Annotated in this window: 15 protein-coding genes; 2 read left to right on the forward strand and 13 right to left on the reverse strand. The window is 38.1% G+C overall.

All coding sequences use genetic code 11. The annotated features are described in order from the left end of the window. Positions 1-2: 2 nt before the first annotated feature. From mutY to FJR77_RS03470, 3 genes are all read right to left on the reverse strand, one after another. Positions 3-1178: an A/G-specific adenine glycosylase gene (gene mutY / locus FJR77_RS03460; RefSeq protein WP_140832699.1), complete on the reverse strand. Its 1176-nt coding sequence runs from the start codon at positions 1176-1178 to the stop codon at positions 3-5. A 312-nt stretch (positions 1179-1490) separates the two neighbouring features. Then, on the reverse strand, positions 1491-1766 hold the full coding sequence (locus tag FJR77_RS03465) for an HU family DNA-binding protein (RefSeq protein ID WP_001284637.1): 276 nt from the start codon (positions 1764-1766) through the stop codon (positions 1491-1493). Positions 1767-1873: 107 nt separating this feature from the next. Further along, complete coding sequence (locus tag FJR77_RS03470; protein ID WP_140832701.1) at positions 1874-2713, reverse strand: DegV family protein; 840 nt, start codon at positions 2711-2713, stop codon at positions 1874-1876. 140 nt (positions 2714-2853) lie between these two features. Between FJR77_RS03470 and FJR77_RS03475 the strand changes: the two genes are divergently transcribed. After that, the gene (locus tag FJR77_RS03475; protein WP_000592070.1) at positions 2854-3702 is read left to right on the forward strand and encodes a YitT family protein; all 849 of its coding nucleotides are present in this window, start codon (positions 2854-2856) and stop codon (positions 3700-3702) included. An 87-nt stretch (positions 3703-3789) separates the two neighbouring features. On the opposite strand, the gene FJR77_RS03480 is transcribed toward FJR77_RS03475, so the two are convergent. The 7 genes from FJR77_RS03480 to FJR77_RS03510 form a co-directional block, all read right to left on the reverse strand. Beyond that, positions 3790-4707 (reverse strand): bifunctional riboflavin kinase/FAD synthetase, encoded by a 918-nt coding sequence (locus FJR77_RS03480; protein WP_000587437.1) that lies wholly within the window; start codon positions 4705-4707, stop codon positions 3790-3792. Between the two features lie 284 nt (positions 4708-4991). Next, positions 4992-8168 (reverse strand): carbamoyl-phosphate synthase large subunit, encoded by a 3177-nt coding sequence (carB, locus tag FJR77_RS03485; RefSeq protein ID WP_140832703.1) that lies wholly within the window; start codon positions 8166-8168, stop codon positions 4992-4994. A gap of 447 nt (positions 8169-8615) precedes the next feature. Beyond that, positions 8616-9695, reverse strand: a complete 1080-nt coding sequence (locus FJR77_RS03490; RefSeq protein ID WP_000166853.1) for a carbamoyl phosphate synthase small subunit — start codon at positions 9693-9695, stop codon at positions 8616-8618. A gap of 49 nt (positions 9696-9744) precedes the next feature. Further along, positions 9745-10668: an aspartate carbamoyltransferase catalytic subunit gene (locus FJR77_RS03495; protein ID WP_140832705.1), complete on the reverse strand. Its 924-nt coding sequence runs from the start codon at positions 10666-10668 to the stop codon at positions 9745-9747. A gap of 18 nt (positions 10669-10686) precedes the next feature. Then, entirely contained in the window at positions 10687-11208 is a 522-nt protein-coding gene (pyrR, locus tag FJR77_RS03500) for a bifunctional pyr operon transcriptional regulator/uracil phosphoribosyltransferase PyrR (protein WP_061759127.1), read from the reverse strand. Between the two features lie 210 nt (positions 11209-11418). Next, complete coding sequence (gene nth, locus FJR77_RS03505) at positions 11419-12048, reverse strand: endonuclease III (RefSeq protein ID WP_140832707.1); 630 nt, start codon at positions 12046-12048, stop codon at positions 11419-11421. Beyond that, the gene (locus FJR77_RS03510; RefSeq protein ID WP_140832710.1) at positions 12048-12590 is read right to left on the reverse strand and encodes a YceD family protein; all 543 of its coding nucleotides are present in this window, start codon (positions 12588-12590) and stop codon (positions 12048-12050) included. Before FJR77_RS03510 ends, nth begins: the two co-directional genes overlap by 1 nt. Positions 12591-13207: 617 nt before the next feature. Here FJR77_RS03510 and FJR77_RS03515 point away from each other — a divergent pair. Beyond that, positions 13208-14767, forward strand: a complete 1560-nt coding sequence (locus FJR77_RS03515) for an ATP-binding cassette domain-containing protein (RefSeq protein ID WP_140832712.1) — start codon at positions 13208-13210, stop codon at positions 14765-14767. Between the two features lie 470 nt (positions 14768-15237). Here the strand turns inward: FJR77_RS03515 and FJR77_RS03520 are convergent, their stop codons facing one another. The 3 genes from FJR77_RS03520 to FJR77_RS03530 are packed head-to-tail and all read right to left on the reverse strand — an operon-like array spanning position 15238 to position 18337. Further along, the gene (locus FJR77_RS03520) at positions 15238-15738 is read right to left on the reverse strand and encodes a hypothetical protein (protein WP_140832714.1); all 501 of its coding nucleotides are present in this window, start codon (positions 15736-15738) and stop codon (positions 15238-15240) included. Then, on the reverse strand, positions 15735-16358 hold the full coding sequence (locus tag FJR77_RS03525) for an ATP-binding cassette domain-containing protein (RefSeq protein ID WP_140832716.1): 624 nt from the start codon (positions 16356-16358) through the stop codon (positions 15735-15737). The genes FJR77_RS03520 and FJR77_RS03525 overlap by 4 nt, the downstream gene beginning before the upstream one ends. Continuing rightward, positions 16355-18337 (reverse strand): ABC transporter permease, encoded by a 1983-nt coding sequence (locus tag FJR77_RS03530; RefSeq protein ID WP_140832718.1) that lies wholly within the window; start codon positions 18335-18337, stop codon positions 16355-16357. Before FJR77_RS03530 ends, FJR77_RS03525 begins: the two co-directional genes overlap by 4 nt. Between the last annotated feature and the right edge of the window lie 860 nt (positions 18338-19197).

The following is a 19197-nucleotide window of genomic DNA, read 5'->3' on the forward strand; positions in this document are numbered from 1 at the left end:
AGCTAGTCTTTGCTACTGTCTATATTGGCTTTTGCATAAGCCTGCCAGATTTTTTGTTGGGGTTTGGCAAGTGGATAATTCTTAAACTCTTCTGGTGAAAGCCAGCGAACTTCCCTATCTGAAAAGTCATGGAAGTCACTTACCTGACCTGCTACAATTTGAACATGCCACTTGCGATGACTAAAGACATGCTTGACAGTCTCAAAATAAACATCAAGCCAATCAACTTCTAAGTCATAGTCCTGCTGGAAACTCTCTTCTGGACTTGGACCAAAGTTCACGTTTTCTTCCGCAACCTGATGAAAGAGGTCAAACTGTTCTTCTTGCGAAAAGTTATCAACTTCTATCAAGGGGAAATGCCAAAAACCTGCCAATAGCTTTTCACTTTCATTTTTTTCAAGTAAAAATTGCCCCTGAGTATTTTTGACCACCAAGGCTTTAAGATAAATAGGAACAGGCTTTTTCTTTGGAGCCTTAATTGGATAACGGTCCATGCTTCCATTCTGATATGCCGCACTAAAATCCTTCACTGGACTCTCTTCTGGCCTAGGATTTACAGGAGCCTCAATATCAGATCCTAAGTCCATCAAGGCTTGATTAAAGTCACCTGGCCGTTCTGGGTCAATCAGAATTTCCATCATTGCCTGAAAAATTTTGCGATTACTTGGAATCCCAATATCGTGATTAACTTCAAATAGACGCGCCAAGACCCGCATGACATTACCATCTACAGCTGGCTCAGGCAAGTTAAAAGCAATACTGGAAATGGCTCCTGCTGTGTAAGGTCCAATTCCTTTCAGGCTGGAAATTCCTTCATAGGTGTTTGGAAATTGACCACCAAAATCAGCCATAATCTGTTGAGCAGCAGCCTGCATATTACGAACTCGAGAATAATAGCCCAAACCTTCCCAAGCCTTCAACAAACCTTCTTCAGGTGCAGTTGCCAAACTTTCCACGGTCGGAAACCATTCCAAGAATCGTTTATAATAGGGAATAACCGTATCCACCCTGGTCTGCTGGAGCATGATTTCAGACACCCAGATATGATAAGGATTTTTACTTCTGCGCCACGGTAAATCTCTTTTGTTTTCATCATACCAACTAAGAAGTTTCTCACGGAAAGAAATGATCTTTTCCTCCGACCACATGACGATACCGTATTCTTTCAAATCTAACATATCTCTAGTATAACACAGAAGATTTCACCTGTCTTTTTATCTGATTTATAATATTTTCAATAGATAGTATATGATTTTTCTTTCTACTTAAATATTTGATATGATTACAACTGAAAATCAATAAAATATCATAGAATGCGATTATCCACCTTCAGGGTTTGATTTTGAGACAAATAAACCATAAAGACTCATCTCTCTTATAAAACAATGAAAATGCAGGTTGATATCATCCTAAAACAAGTGAAAAAATGAAAAATAAAAGCCTATTGACCAAGCTAGAAAGCTTGATACAATAGGCTTTTTAAAGGCTGATTATTTAACAGCGTCTTTAAGAGCTTTACCAGCTTTGAATGCTGGAACTTTAGAAGCTGCAATTGTGATTTCTTTACCAGTTTGTGGGTTGCGACCTTTACGTGCAGCACGCTCACGAACTTCAAAGTTACCAAAACCGATCAATTGAACTTTTTCACCAGCTGCAAGGTAGTCAGCTACTGCTGCAAATACAGCTTCAACTGCTGCTGCTGAGTCTTTCTTAGTCAATTCTGTAGCTTCTGCTACTTTAGCGATCAAATCTTGTTTGTTTGCCATGTTAACGATTCCTCCAATTTATTTTCTAATTAACAAGTATAATCATATCCTAAAATCTCTTTTAGGTCAAGTTAAAAACGCTATTTCTTCCCATTTTATTTATTTTTTTAGGAGTGGTAACGTACCAAAATAGCCCAAGCGTTTTCACCCGTGTGAGTTTGAATAATAGATCCTGTTTCCAAAACTGAAATTGGCTTTTCAACGTAGGCTTGTAAGTTTTCTTTCATCTCTTTTGCCCAATCAGCACTACCAGAATATGAAATTCCAATCTCTGCTACAGAACGTTCAGAGAGAGATGCTGTCAACTCATCCAACCATTTTTTAAAAGTTTTAGCTCCACGACCTTTAACAATTGGCTGCAATTCATGGTCCTTCATCTGCATGACAACACGGATATTGAGAAGTGAACTCAACAATCCGGTTACACGGCCAATTCGTCCACCTTTGACAAGATTTTCCAAAGTTGAAACGCCAATATAAAGTTCTGTGTGGTTTTTAACCTCTTCTACATGAGATAAAATGGTCTCCATGTCTTTGCCTTCTTGAGCTAATCTCGCAGCCTCAACAACTTGGAATTTCAAGGCTTGATCTGTAAAAGAGCTATCAAGAACAGTCACATCTGCAGTAGATAGGCTAGCACCTTGACGCGCTGCTTCTACAGTCCCCGAAAGAGCATGGGACATATGAATAGCGATAATCTGACTACCATCCTTGCATAGGTCTTCAAATACTTCAGCAAAGACACCTACAGGTGGCTGACTTGTTTTCGGAAGATTCTTAGCTTCTTGCATCAACTGAAGAAATTTACCTTCTTCTTTCAAATCCGCATCAGAATAAACAACATTATCAATCATTACAGATAATGGAACAATTGTTATATCTAATTGTTTTACTAGTTCTGGTTCAATAGTAACAGATGAATCGGTTACAATCTTAATTTTTGTCATAGTATCAATCTTTCTATTTTAGGATTCAGATTGGCTTTCTTACTTCTAATTATATCAAAAAAAGATTAAAAATCCTAATGGAGTCATTCAAATTTTCCTTAAAAATTTGATATAATCTACTTATAAGAAAAGAGGTTCCTATGATTAAAAAAATTTATCCCGTTTTAACCATTTTACTAGGTGCTGCCATTTATGCTTTTGGGCTAACTTATTTTGTAGTTCCTCATCACCTCTTTGAAGGAGGAGCGACAGGTATTACCCTCATCACCTTTTATCTTTTTAAAATCCCTGTTTCCCTCATGAACCTGCTGATTAACATTCCCCTTTTTATCCTAGCTTGGAAAATATTTGGAGCAAAATCCCTCTATTCTAGTTTGCTCGGAACCTTAGCCTTGTCTGCCTGGTTGGCTTTTTTTGAGCGTATTCCCCTTCATATTGATCTGCAAGGTGATTTACTGATTACAGCCCTTATAGCTGGAATTCTATTAGGAATTGGGCTCGGAATTATCTTTAATGCTGGTGGGACAACTGGCGGAACTGATATTGTAGCTCGTATTCTCAACAAATACACTCATATATCCATGGGGAAACTACTCTTTATCTTAGATTTTTGTATTCTTATGCTTATCCTCCTCATCTTCAAGGATTTGAGATTGGTTTCTTACACGCTATTATTTGATTTTATCGTTTCTCGTGTTATTGATTTGATTGGCGAAGGTGGCTATGCTGGTAAAGGCTTTATGATTATCACAAAACGTCCTGATCAACTTGCTAAGGCGATTAATGATGACCTAGGAAGAGGTGTTACTTTTATTTCCGGTCAAGGCTACTATAGTCAAAAAGATTTGAAGATTATCTACTGTATTGTCGGTAGAAATGAGATTGTGAAAATGAAGGAAATGATTCATCGAATTGACCCTCAAGCCTTTATCACGATCACAGAAGCCCATGAAATCCTTGGAGAAGGCTTCACCTTTGAAAAAGAATAAAAAGAGGTAGTGTAGTGACCTCAAAAGTTAGACTAAATCATCTATCTTTTGGGTTACAGACAACCTCTTTTTTAATTACTCAAACTCTTAAGACCAATTGCGAGCTACTTCTTCATCTGCCTTTAACTGATCCACTAATTGATCAACTGAGTCAAATTTGGTCATATCTCGAATGCGATCGAGCCAATAAACCATGACGGTTTCCCCATAAATATCTTGATTAAAATCAAAAATATTGACTTCAAAACGTGCTTCTTCTCCATCAAAGGTCACATTTTTCCCGACACTAGCCATAGCACGATACTTCTGGCGTTGAATCTCAACATCAACGACATAAACGCCATCTGCTGGCATATAAGTACGGTCTAAAAGCACCAAATTAGCTGTCGGATAACCAATCGTACGACCACGAGCATTACCATGAACCACCATACCTCTCGACGGAAGTGGCGCCCCCAAAAGTTCTCCTGCTTCTTTCACATTTCCATCTAAAATAGCTTGACGGATACGTGTTGAACTAATCTTTCCTTTCTCATCTTCTACAGGTGGGACAATAATGACTTCTCCATCAAAGTAATCCTTTAAATCTTCTGCTGTTTTTTTGTCAGAACCAAATGTATAATCAAAACCTGCAACAATAATTTTGGCATTCATAGCCTTGATATAAGTTGCAAAAAATTCTTCTGCCGTGAGACTAGCAAATTGGCTACTAAAATCAAGGAGATATAATTCTTCTACACCTTCGCGTTTTAATTTTCTTTCACGTTCAGCAGGGTTCAAAATATGTAAAAATAGGTCAGGATGATAAGGCTCTAAAGCGATCTTTGGAGATTCATTAAAGGTCATAACGACGATAGGCAATAAATCCTTTCTCGCAGCCTTATTGGCAACACGAAATAATTCTTGATGCCCCTTATGTATACCATCAAAATAGCCGAGAACAACGACTGAATCAGATGGTGTGCCAATATCTTTTTGGTTTTTTATAGGAATAGTAATAATCATAAAATAATTATATCATAGCGATAGCTATTTCTGGAACAGAAAATCTGAAATGTCGTTTTTTTAACCTGAAATAGCCATTTTTGCAAAAGGCAGTACTGTTCAAAAAATAGTACAATAAAAAATGAATGATTGAATTGTACGCTATTCCTAATTTATTCTTATCGCATCACAGTTCATAATCATTCTTAAGTGAAAAACTATAATAGTTGAATAGCCTGCACTAATATCGTAAAAAGCCAGCATTTTCTGACGCTGACTTTTTAACTGTGAAAATTCTTTCTAAACTAGATTGCTTCTGTAACAAAACTACGGCTTTCAAGTACCTTAAGCATGGCATTAGCTGTATCTAGAGCTGTAAAGAGGGGCACTCCGTGTTCAATGGCTGAACGGCGAATCTGCTCACCATCTTCGTCAGCAGTTCGTTTGGTTCCTACTGTATTAATGATAGCTTGAATTCTTCCTTTACGAACAAAGCTTGGAATATCCTTATCGTCATCACCAATCTTACCAACAGGTTGGGCTTGCAATCCATGACTGGCAAAGAAGGCTGCTGTCCCTTCTGTCGCGAGGATACCATAGCCAATATTTTGGAAACGACGAGCCAAGTCCAAGGCTTCTTCTTTGGTATCATCAGCGATGGTAAATACAACGTTACCAAAAGTTGGCAAGTGTAAGTAAGAAGCTTCAAAGGCCTTATAGAGAGCTTTTTCCAAAGTCGTATCAGAACCCATAACTTCCCCTGTTGACTTCATTTCAGGACCAAGTAAGCTGTCTACCTTAGCTAGTTTGGTAAAGGAGAAGACAGGTGCCTTGATATGAACGCGAGTGCTTTCAGGGTAAAGTCCATCTTGGTAGCCAAGTTCTTCAAGTTTTTGACCAAGAATGAGCTTAGTCGCTACTTGAGCCATAGGGATATTGGTCACTTTAGAAAGAAATGGAACCGTACGACTGGCACGTGGATTGACCTCAATAACGTAGACTTTTTCATCCTTGATAACAAACTGGATGTTCATCATTCCAAGGCAGTTAAGACCGATTGCTAGGCGTTTTGTGTAGTCTGCAATGGTTTCCTGAACCTTTTGCGACAAGGTTTGTGGTGGGTAAACGGCCATTGAGTCACCTGAGTGGACACCGGCACGTTCGATATGTTCCATGATACCAGGGATAAGGACATTTTCACCGTCTGAAATGGCATCAACTTCACACTCTTGTCCAACGATATAAGAGTCGACAAGAACTGGGTGGTCTGGACTAGCCTTAACAGCAGTTCGCATGTAAGAACGAAGGTCTTCTTCGTTTTCAACGATTTCCATGGCACGTCCACCAAGTACATAAGATGGGCGGACAAGAACTGGGAAGCCAATCTTGCGAGCTGCAAGGACTGCTTCTTCTTCATTGGTAGCCGTTTGTCCTGGTGGCTGTGGAATATCCAGGTCTTTTAGAGCTTGCTCGAAGAGGTCACGGTCTTCGGCACGGTCTAGGTCAGCAACCTGTGTCCCCAAAATGGTCACACCTGCTTTTGCCAATGGCTCCGCAAGGTTGATAGCTGTTTGACCACCAAACTGAACGATAACCCCTTTTGGTTGCTCCAAGTCAATGACATTCATAACATCTTCGAATGTCAACGGCTCAAAGTAAAGCTTATCTGATACAGAGAAGTCTGTAGAAACGGTCTCTGGGTTTGAATTCATGATGATGGCTTCATAGCCAGCCGCCTGAATAGCCTTAACTGAATGAACAGTTGCGTAGTCAAACTCGACCCCTTGACCGATACGGATTGGACCTGAACCTAGGACAAGTACAGATTCTTTATCAGACTTGATAGATTCATTTTCCCAACCATAGGTTGAATAGAAATATGGCGTTTCAGAATCGAACTCTGCCGCACAAGTATCGACCATCTTATAAACTGGAACAATCTTGTTTTCCAAGCGAAGTTGACGAACGTGCTCAGCAGTCGTTTCCCAGAGTTCAGCAATCTTACGATCTGAGAAACCATTGAGTTTGGCTGTTTTCAAAATTTCTAGATTTTGTGGATGGGCACCTAATTCTTGCTCAATTTCAAAGATATGCAAGAGTTTATCCAGATAGAAGATATCAATCTTAGTCAATTCAGCAATCTCTTCAGGTGTATAACCACGACGAATAGCTTCTGATACATAGAAGAGACGATCGTCTTGGGCTTTCACAACCTTTTCAATCAAGTCATCATCTGAAACACTGGCAAGTTCTGGAATCTCGTTATGATGAACCCCAATTTCAAGGGAACGACAAGCCTTAAGGAGAGATTCCTCGATATTACGACCGATTGCCATGACTTCTCCAGTCGCCTTCATCTGGGTACCAAGACGGCGCTCACCTTTTTCAAACTTGTCAAATGGGAAACGAGGAATCTTAGCAACCACGTAGTCAAGGGCAGGCTCAAACATGGCATAAGTTGAACCTGTAACTGGGTTAATAACCTCATCCAAGGTCAAACCTACTGCAATCTTAGCAGCCAATTTTGCAATCGGATATCCTGTAGCCTTAGAGGCAAGGGCTGACGAACGTGATACACGAGGGTTTACTTCGATGACATAATACTTGAAACTGTGTGGGTCCAGGGCCAGCTGAACATTACATCCACCTTCAATCTTAAGGGCACGAATAATGCTCAAGCTTGCATCACGAAGCATTTGGTTTTCATAGTCTGACATGGTTTGCGCAGGGGCAAATACAATGGAATCCCCTGTGTGAATCCCAACTGGGTCAAAGTTTTCCATGTTACAAACAACCAAAGCATTGTCAGCTGAGTCACGCATCACTTCGTACTCAATTTCCTTGAAACCTGCGATTGAACGCTCAATCAAACATTGGGTAACAGGTGACAATTTCAACCCATTTTCAGCTATTTCACGCAATTCTTCCTCATTGGCACACATACCACCACCAGTACCACCAAGGGTAAAGGCTGGACGAACGATAACTGGGTAGTCAATTGTTGCTGCAAAGGCAACTGCTTCCTCAACTGTATTTACAATTTCTGATTCTGGAATGGGTTGTTCCAATTCTTCCATCAACTGTTTAAATAGGTCACGGTCCTCCGCTTGGTCAATGGCAGATAATTTGGTACCCAGAAGTTCAACACCAAGCTCATCTAGGATACCATTTTTAGACAATTCCATGGCCATATTAAGACCAGTTTGACCACCAAGGGTTGGTAGCAAGGCATCTGGACGTTCCTTACGAAGAATACGCGTTACAAACTCAAGTGTAATCGGTTCGATATAGACCTTGTCCGCAATCTCCTTGTCCGTCATAATGGTTGCAGGGTTTGAGTTAACCAAAACAACCTCATACCCTTCCTCTTTCAAAGACAAGCAAGCCTGGGTCCCAGCATAGTCAAACTCAGCAGCCTGACCAATAATAATCGGACCAGAACCAATCACCATAATTTTTTGAATATCAGTACGTTTAGGCATAGTTTATGATACAAAGCCCGTAAAGAACACAGTGAAAATAGGAAACTCGGTGCAGACGCCTTCAGCGTCAAGACGATGTTTATCTTTTTCACACAGTTCTTAGGGCGTGTTCACTTCCGCGAACAATGTATCTTCTCCTTTCTATTCGTCGCCTCACTGAGCGACATTAAATAAATTCTCCGACGATTTTTTAGCGAAACGATACTTTTCGGTAAAAAATCTAGTGCAGGGAGTTTTTAGTTCGCCTAATAGCGACTAAAAGAAACGACCTGCCTTTCTATTCGGCAACTCTCTGGCTGCCATTAAATAAGATACAAAGGACGAATAGAAAGCGATTGAATTTTAGGAAACCAAGGAAGGATTGACAATCCAAATTGGTTTCTCTAAATTCCAAGCTTTCCGTCCGAGTTTAGTTACATAAATTCTCCGACGAGCTTTTACTCGTTCTTAGTTTGATTGTTTAAAAGCTTCCATCATCTCTATAAACTCGTCGAATAGGTAGCTTGCGTCGTGTGGACCAGGGGCTGCGTCTGGGTGATATTGGACAGAGAAGGCAGGTTGATATCTGTGACGCACACCTTCAACTGACTTATCATTGATTTCTTCGTGGGTAATGATCAAGTGCTCTGGCAAATCTTCACGGCTAACTGCATAACCATGGTTTTGGCTAGTAAAGTCTACTCGTCCTGTTGCAATTTCACGTACTGCATGGTTAAAGCCACGGTGACCAAATTTCATCTTATAAGTCTTAGCACCATTTGCCATTGCAAAGAGTTGATGCCCCATACAAATACCAAAGATTGGGATTTTCCCTTGCACACCGCGAATCATGTCGAGTGCTTGTGGAACATCTTCTGGGTTACCTGGACCGTTTGACAACATAACTCCGTCAGGATTGAGATGGAGAATTTCTTCAGCCGTTGTCGAATAAGGAACAACCGTCACATTACAGTTACGCTTAGAAAGCTCACGTAAGATTGAGTGCTTGAGACCAAAGTCCACTAGCACCACGCTCAAACCAACTCCTGGAGCTGGATATGAAGTTTTAGTAGAAACCTGCTTGATATTATCTGTAGGCAAGACTGTTGCTTGGAGCTGGTCAGTTACATGGTCCATGCTGTCCCCAACATGGGTCAAGGTTGCACGCATAGTGCCATGCTTACGGATAATCTTGGTAAGAGCACGCGTATCAATACCTGAAATACCCGGAATTTTCTTGGCTTTCAAAAATTCATCCAGCGTCATTTGATTTCGCCAGTTGCTTGCTCTACGTGCTTCTTCGAAAACAACGACTCCCTTACAAGTTGGAATGATGGATTCATAATCATCACGGTTAATTCCATAATTTCCTACCAAAGGATAAGTAAAGGTCAAGATTTGTCCATTATAAGACTGGTCTGTAATGGATTCTTGGTAGCCGGTCATCCCTGTATTAAAGACAATTTCGCCTGTTACATCAATATCTGCTCCGAAGGCCTTGCCTTCAAAAACTGTGCCATCTTCTAATACTAGAAGTCTTTTTGTCATATTTTCACCTCTCGTGGACGCTCACTGGCGTCTTTTAACGTCTTGTGTTTTAGTTGGCGTTTCTACTCGCCAGTACGGATTCTAAGATTGCCATTCTAACAAAGACACCATTGGTCATTTGTTGGACAATCCGTGATTTTGGTGCTTCAACCAAGTGGTCTGCGATTTCTACATCACGGTTGACTGGAGCTGGGTGCATGAGGATTGCTGTTTCTTTCAAACGGTCATAACGTTCTTGAGTCAAGCCATGTTGGGCATGGTAGTCTTCTTTTGAAAAGACAGCTCCACTATCATGGCGTTCATGTTGCACACGGAGAAACATCATGACATCCACCTGATCAATGATTTCATCAATGGTTACAAACTGTCCATAGTCTGCAAACTCTTGACTTCTCCATTCCTCAGGTCCAGCAAAGTAAAGTTCAGCTCCCAAGCGTTTCAAAATCTGCATATTGGATTTGGCAACGCGTGAATGGTCCAAGTCACCTGCAATCGCAACCTTGAGACCCTCAAAGTGGCCAAATTCCTCATAAATAGTCATCAAATCCAGCAAGCTTTGGCTAGGGTGTTGTCCCGAACCATCTCCACCATTGATGATGGAAGTCGTAATCGTCGGACTAGCAATTAACTCTCTGTAGTAATCAACCTCTGGGTGGCGAATCACACAGACATCCACTCCTAAAGCAGACAGAGTCAAAATGGTATCATAAAGTGTCTCCCCTTTATTAACTGAACTAGTCTTCACATCAAAGTCAAGTCGTTCCAATCCCAGTTTAATCTCTGCCACTTCAAAGGACTTATGCGTCCGTGTAGAATCCTCAAAGAAAAGATTGGAAACAATCGGGTGGTCTTCATAGGGAAGCTGGGCTCCATTTTTAAACTCAATTCCTCGCTTGATCAATTTCATCACTTGATCGACAGTGAAGTCTTCCATGGACACCACATGGTTCAATGCTTGTTGATTTTCTGACATGGCTACTCCTTTAGCTTTCTAAGCTTCTTCAGTAATCAGAACTCTGTCTTGGCCATCAAGTTCTGCCATCTCCACGATGATTTCTTCAGAACGACTGGTTGGGATATTTTTTCCAACGTAATCTGGACGGATTGGCAATTCTCTATGTCCACGATCGACTAGAACTGCTAAACTCACGCGCGCAGGACGACCATGACCGACAATATTATCAATAGCAGCGCGAATGGTACGACCTGTATAAAGCACATCATCCACCAAGATAACTTCACGGTCTGTCACATCCACTGAAACCAAAGAGGTATCTTCTCCACTTTTAATATCATCACGGAAAGGTTTGGTATCCAATTCCACAACAGGAACTGAAAGATTTTCTAGTTGCTCCAAACGTTCTTGAATTCGGTGGGCGATAAAGACACCGCGAGTTTTAATACCAGCCAAGACGATCTTATTCAAATCTTTGTTACGTTCGATAATCTCATAGGTAATACGCGTAATCGCTCGTTTGACGGTCAATTCGTCTACAACTTCTTTTGTCTTCATGACAAACCTCCAAAAAGAAAAGTCTCCTTAAACAAGGAGACTTGAAATGTATAGCCAAGCGAGCCCTACTGCAAACAGTATAGACTTCACCCTTCTACTTTATCGCGCTCCTTGCCTGCCTCACGGGACAGGTTTAAAGGAATATTTAGTTATCAAATACTATAGCACAAAGTAGACCTAAAATCAAGCAAAAACTTTTGAGCCCCCATCTTATAAATTGCTAAAATCATATAACTGTGGGTACTGGTCACACTCTGGATTTTTAGGATGACAAATAGCTCTTCCAAAATAAATCATGGCCTGATGGGCAGCTAACCACTGCTCCGGTGGCAAGATATCCATGACCCGCTTTTCCACCTCAAGAGGTGTCGCTGATTTTTTGACGATATCGTGGTGTTTGCTAATACGCTCCACATGAGTATCCACTGCAAAAGCTGGAATCCCAAACCCCACACTCATAACAACATTGGCTGTCTTGCGACCAACACCTGCCAAACTCTCCAATTCCTCACGTGTCTGAGGGACTTGACCATCAAAATCGTCTAGTAACTGCTGGGCACATTTTTTAAGGAATTTAGCCTTGTTCCGATACAGGCCCAGGCGAGAAATGTGTGAAGCAATCTCACTCTCTGTCGCTACAGACATGGCTTGTGGCGTTGGAAAGGCAGCAAAGAGACCTGGTGTGGCCTTATTTACTGCTGCGTCTGTTGTCTGAGCTGACAACATGACCGCAACCAAGAGTTCAAAATTATTGGTAAAATCAAGACTAGGCTTAGCATCTGGAAACAGAGCAATGATTTCTTCTAGCACTTTTCGTGCTCGTTTTTTTGACAAAACCATTATTCGTCCCCATCAAATAGTCCTTGTAAGCCAGCAAAAGGACTGTTTTCTTCTTTCTTAACTGCTTGTTGAGCTTGGTATTCTTCCTCTGTCATGATTTGCCAGTCATTTCCTGACACAAATCCTTGACCAGCTTCTTCTTCAGCTGTCAAGACCTTGATAGGGATATTAAGCAGGATATTGTCTGACACGCTCTCAGCAAGGTCAAGTTCTCCATTTTTGATAGGCAAGACCAAATCATCATCTAGAACTTCTTGATCTAGCTGGTTAGTTGCGCCTTCCATGAAAACTTCCGTGACTGGATAAGATTCAACTAACTCAACTGGCTCCATACTGCGACTTGAAGCAAGAACAATGGTATAAGATAGTTGATAATCTAAGAAATACATACGGTCTTCATACTGTACTTTCCCAACTGCAAGGATATCTTTTACATCTAAAATTTCTTGATTGCGTGCACGCAGATCTGCGGCTAAGTCTAACGTTTGTTCAAAATGCAAGCCCTCAGACTGCTTACGAATTTCTTGAATATTTAATTTCATACTTCCTCCATAAAGATTTACTCTCTTGATTATACCATGAAAAGGCTACAAATCAGCCCACCAAACTTTGTAATTAAAATTTAAATTTTTGACATATTCACTATTATGTTTTTGTTTTTCAATGCTATACTATAGACAATAATACATCAGAGCAAGGAGGATGCTCACATGGAAGATAAAGAACTCATTACTAATGCTTACCACTCGTATTTTAGAGGTATTTTAGAGATTTGAATTTCCAGTTTTCTGTTGACAAAATATCCTGAAAGGTATAGGATAGAGGTACCAATACTCGGAGGTAAGTGAGACATGAACAACTAAGTCTATCAAATAAAGAACCTTTATTTAGTAGATCTTGTTTTTGTCTCTTTTTGTGTGCTCTTTTATGCTCTTTCTTCTGGCATTTTATACTCAATGAAAATCAAAGATCAAACTAGGAAGCTAGCCGCAGGTTGCTCAAAGCACTGCTTTGAGGTTGTAGATAAGACTGACGAAGTCAGTTACATATATCTACGGTAAGGCGACGCTGACGTGGTTTGAAGAGATTTTCGAAGAGTATTAATAGAGTTTTTTGACATAGACTTTGGGCTCTACTAGGTAAAGTAGAGCTTTTTGTTATGCACTATCAACATTCTAGAAAGGGCAATCATATGATAAAAATCAATCACCTGACCATCACACAAAACAAAGATTTACGAGACCTTGTCTCTGATCTCAGCATGACCATCCAAGACGGAGAGAAGGTCGCTATTATTGGCGAAGAAGGAAATGGCAAATCAACCTTGCTTAAAACTTTAATGGGGGAATATTTGTCTGATTTCACTATCAAGGGAGACATCCAGTCTGACTATCAGTCACTAGCCTATATTCCTCAAAAACTTCCCGAGGAGCTGAAAAAGAAAAGTCTACACGACTACTTCTTTTTAGATTCTATTGATTTAGACTACAGTATCCTCTATCGTTTGGCTGAGAAATTGCATTTTGATAGCGATCGTTTCGCTAGCGACCAAAATATTGGCAGTCTATCAGGGGGCGAAGCTTTGAAAATTCAGCTCATCCATGAGTTAGCCAAACCCTTTGAGATTCTCTTTTTAGATGAACCTTCAAATGACCTGGACCTTGAAACAGTTGATTGGCTAAAAGGTCAGATTCGAAAGATTCGGCAAACCGTTATTTTCATCTCCCATGATGAAGACTTTCTTTCTGAAACGGCAGATACTATTGTCCACTTGCGACTGGTCAAGCACCGAAAAGAAGCTGAAACTCTAGTAGAGCATTTAGACTATGAGAACTATAGTGAGCAGAGACAGGCTAATTTTGTCAGACAAAGTCAGCAAGCTGCTAACGACCAGAGAGCCTATGACAAAACCATGGAAAAGCATCGCCGAGTCAAACAAAACGTAGAAACTGCTCTTCGAGCTACCAAAGACAGTACTGCTGGGCGACTATTGGCTAAAAAAATGAAAAATGTTCTCTCTCAAGAAAAACGCTTTGAAAATATAGCTCAGTCCATGACCCAAAAACCACTTGAAGAGGAAGAAATCAGACTTTTCTTCTCAGACATTCAACCATTACCGGCATCTAAAGTCTTAATCCAACTGGAAAAAGAAAATTTGTCCATTGACGACCGAGTTTTAGCTCAAGAACTACAACTAACTGTCCGTGGGCAAGAAAAAATCGGTATCATCGGCCCAAATGGTATTGGGAAATCAACTCTGTTAGCCAAATTACAGCAACTTCTTAATGATAAAAGAGAGATTTCGCTTGGTTATATGCCACAAGATTACCACCAAAAACTGCAATTAGATTTATCACCAATAGCCTATCTCAGCAAAACTGGGGAAAAAGAGGAACTGCAGAAAATCCAATCTCACTTAGCCAGTCTCAATTTCAGTTATCCAGAAATGCAGCATCAAATTCGCTCCTTATCTGGCGGGCAACAGGGAAAACTCCTGCTTTTGGACTTAGTCTTGCGCAAACCAAACTTTCTCCTTCTGGATGAGCCAACACGAAACTTTTCTCCAACTTCTCAACCCCAAATCAGAAAACTCTTTGCAACCTATCCAGGCGGTATCATCACTGTTTCTCATGACCGTCGTTTCTTAAAAGAGGTCTGTACGAGTATCTATCGTTTGACAGAAAATGGTTTGGAAGTCGTTGATTTAGAAGATTTATAAATTTGCAACATAGCATATAGGCTGAGCAAAAACGCAATTTCAGGATAAAAGAGAGTAAATCTTCCCATAATAAAACGCATAATATCAAGTTTTTTTGTACTGATATTATGCGTTTTGTAATTTTAAAGACTTTTTGCCCAGCCTCTCTTCTAATCTACACTTCAAGATTGTAGACAAAAATAAATTGATAGTTCTGTAGATCTACTTTTATAAAAACTTAATGCATATAGATAAATCGAAGATAATGTTCTTGTTTAGGACTATTTATAAATTTTATCAACTAAATAGACTCTTCATCAAGATTAGATACTAGTATTCTAAAATAGACATTTTCTTTTTTATAGTAGATTGAATTTGAACTAGTCCACCGAGGTATCTAAAACATTGTTAGAAATTGGTTTGAATTCCCTAATCAATTTGTTCAGTTTTTATTTCATTTTACTATATCAAGATATGTAAAAGAAACCTAATCACTTACCTTTTTCTTTAAAAGATTCATATATTTTTTTATATAAGTCTTTTATATCTTTTTTCTGAGAATTCAACTCTTCTTTACCATAGTCAAAATTTGCTACTACAAATCCCTCGTCAGCATCAGAAAAAGTAAAAAACTCTATTTCAATTAGTTTATTATGCTTAGAGTCCTCTATAGTGTCTCCTAAATCATTATTGAATTTCTTCACTTCTTCTTCACGAACTCCGAACCCCGTAGCAGCTCCATTTGCAATAATGTTTGAAAATACTTCTTCTGAAGACGCTACTTCTTTCACAGTTATGAAGTATGTAGCTTCTTCCGTTTCTACTTGTTTCACTTTATTCCATTTTTCTGTATCACTAGAAGAAACCGTAAAAACGGTTAACTCCACCGTTGGTTTATTAGTATTTTCTTTTTTGATCATTTGTTTTCCAAAGAAGAAAATAGCAAGTAGCCCAGCTACAAAGATCAAAGCGATATAAATTATCTTTTTCATACATTATCCCCTATATCTTTCATATCAATGATCACATCAACTTTTTTATAGACAGCTGGATCGTGAGTCGCTATAATAACATATTTGTCTTCATCTCTTTCATTTAATAATAAACGAATGATTTCTTTTCCAATCTCACCATCTAAAGCTCCTGTGGGTTCATCTGCTAAAATAATTTTACGTGGTTTCATTAACATTCTGGCAATAGCTACACGTTGAGCCTGCCCTCCAGACAATTCATATATTTTTTGATGTAAATAGTCGCTCGACAGCCCTACTTTTTCAAGTACATCAGTTATTGTTTTTTTGTCTTTAGTGATAAGGCTCAGATTATCATATACTGTTTTGTTATCTATTAAAGAATAATTCTGAAATACATATCCAACAGTATTTTTAAAAAAAATTCTTTCTTTTATCTTCCAAATATCTTGTTTATCAACTAAAACATTCCCACTGTCAATTTTTTCTAATCTTCCTATAATATTAAGAAGGGTGCTTTTACCGGAGCCAGAACCTCCAATCAATGCATAGCTTTTTCCAGATTCAAATATTAAATTTAAGTCTGTAAAGATCTTCTTTGAGCCGAAACTCTTTGAAACGTTCAAAAGGTCAATTGTCATGATTCATCTCCTTTTAAAATTTTAGTGTAGCTTTCAGATAATTTCCTAAAACTCATTATGATTGACAGCATCAAAACTAGTATAGAAGCAAGACCAATATATAGCAGCTCTATTTGCCCTGTCATAAGAAATGTAAATAGGATAACCATTGTAATAATCATCATAAAGTACTTGAGACTTGAAATTGCTATATATGTTTTTGACAGACCCAAAATAATTTTTTTCACATATTCATTTTGTTTTAGGGCAATATAAAGTTGGACATATTGATAAATGAGTATAAAGACAATACTGTAAATTATCTTTTGTAAGATTTGTGAAAGTAAAATTTGGTGCTCTAAGGATTGAATCTTTAATTTCACAATTTGGTAAACATCTACTGGATTCATTGAGAAATTCAACGGGACAGTCATCTCATTTATTTTTTTTACCGCTTCAGGACTAAAAAGAGATTTATATAGTATGTTACTAGCCAAAGAAAACTTATTATTTTCCATCATTTTGTCCGTATCTAACACAACAACTATATTATCTTTGCTATCTGCTACATTTGCCAGCGGTAAAATATCTTTCATTTTAAGATTATTATCAGCATCCTCATTAAAATAAAAAATTTTTTCCCCATCAGGAATTATTTGAACTGCAAGCTGTTCTCTTGTATAGTCTGTTCCAATAAATTGTTCTGCTACAACTGTATTCTCAATAGATTTCTGGTTTTCTTTCCATTTCTCAGGAATATAGATGGTTGCTATCTTATTATCTAAAAGATGATAGTTTGTTCCATTCACTTTATTTTGTAGGTTAGCACCTGTTTGATTAATATAAATCAACTCTTTATTTATTTCTGGATTCGTTATCCCGTCATTTTCTAATTGTTTAGAAAAATTTTCTATAACATGTGAAGTTTTCATGAAATCTGGAACATAGGCCGAAGATCGTTCTATATATAAAAAATCTAAGTTTTTTAAGGCAGCAACTATCTGTAGATACTTACCATCTGAATCACTAACTTCTCCATTTTTAGCAGAGTTACTTTCAATTCCAAGGAATTCAATCCTTCTCCAGTCTTTTACTGTGTCCCATGGTACTAAATTCTGTATCTGGATGTTGATACTGGATTGACTACTCTTTGTTTCTTGTAAAAAAATTCCTGATACAACGATAATAATCGAAATAATGGCAAGCCATACGACAAAAATAAGCTTGTTTTTTGCCTTGTTTTTGATAATTTCAATGGGCTTTTCAATCTGAATTGTCAACCAAAATAAAACAAAGGTGATGAGATCAACGATTTGAAATAATATAAAATTCGTTAAAAGCAGAGAGAAAAATAACTTAGAACTATAAGTGAAGAGACCATTCCCCAAAAAAGAACTGTAAGAAATCATCAATAAAGCCATCATAATCAGTTCAAAAATAAGAGAAATGCCATACTCTCTTCTTAGATCGTATACAGGCAATCCCAAAGAACGTCGTATCACTCCTTCTTTAATCTGCTTCGTTCTAACAACAAATAACACAACTAATAAGGTTAAGTAAATTGACCCCATTAACAGTATTCTTAAAGTTCCAGTAAATTGTAAGATTCCTCCTATATACCAAGGATAAGCCATATAGACTGTTTGTAGTCCAGTCATCGTAAGTGGTTTCAAACTGTCTATATTTATTTTTCCAAGGGTGTAATACATCCCTATTATTGGTGCTGACTTTAATTGTTCATTATTTACATCATCGACATTTACATACTTCAACTGACCAGAACTCTGAACCACCGGCTTGTAAATGGTAACATTTTCCGTTTTTGATAGGTCACGAATCATTTCGTAAATTTCGTTATTAGAAAGATTACTTTTTCCTTGGATAGAAAAAGCACCATCAATTGGTAAAGGTATGGGAGTTTCGGTATCGCTGATAGTGATCAGACCAATTGCAGCAATCAAACAAAAGAAGAATCCAATGATACATAATTTTAATTTCATAAGCACTTCCCCTATCCTTTCATTGGGACTATTGTTTTCATAAATTATTTTTAAAATCTATAATAATCTCAATATGCATTTAAGCGAAAATTGTTTCAAGATTTTTTCTTGAAATGTCTATCTATAATCTTTTTTATCGCGAACTTTAACGTTCCCCAAATATTCGTTACTGAAGACTCTGAACTAATATTATTTGAAGAACTAACAAAGTAATTCGAATAACCATAGCTATCACTTACACCATACTTCCATAAATCAATAATCAGATATAGAACTGGGATTGCTGTAGTTGCACTACCAACACTAGCTGTAATAGCAAAGCTAAAACTTAAACAACTTGTAGCAAGCAAAATGAACTTCTTCTTAGTAAATTTTTTGTATTTTACTTCTCCTTGAATTATAATATTTGAAAAAACTCAGTAATAATTCTCTATTCTAAAATCGAACACATTTATTTGTAAGTGTTTACAACATTAATTTAATACTAATATTTTAGTTTGTCAAGTATCTTTAGTATATTTTTTTAGGAAAATAGGGGAGATATCTGTAAAATAAGAATTTGGAAAATAAACTCATGTCAATCTACGTTCTTCAGTAAATGAGCATAGTCATAGTACAATCCAAAAATGAACGTTCAACCCTAATTACTTCTAGGTTAGAATTTTTAATCCCTCTTTCTAACTACATGCTTCTTGGATATTTCTGGACTTCCAAACTAGAGTCAGGTCTAATATAATAGTTTGAATTTAAAACAGTACAACATGACTTCTAAAACATGAAATTAATTTGAATTTCCCAATCTATTTGTTCGCATCTTATTTCAATCTGTTATAAATTCCCTCAACTTACTAGTTTTCATT

The organism is Streptococcus shenyangsis (assembly GCF_006385785.1).
GTDB classification, from domain to species: domain Bacteria; phylum Bacillota; class Bacilli; order Lactobacillales; family Streptococcaceae; genus Streptococcus; species Streptococcus shenyangsis.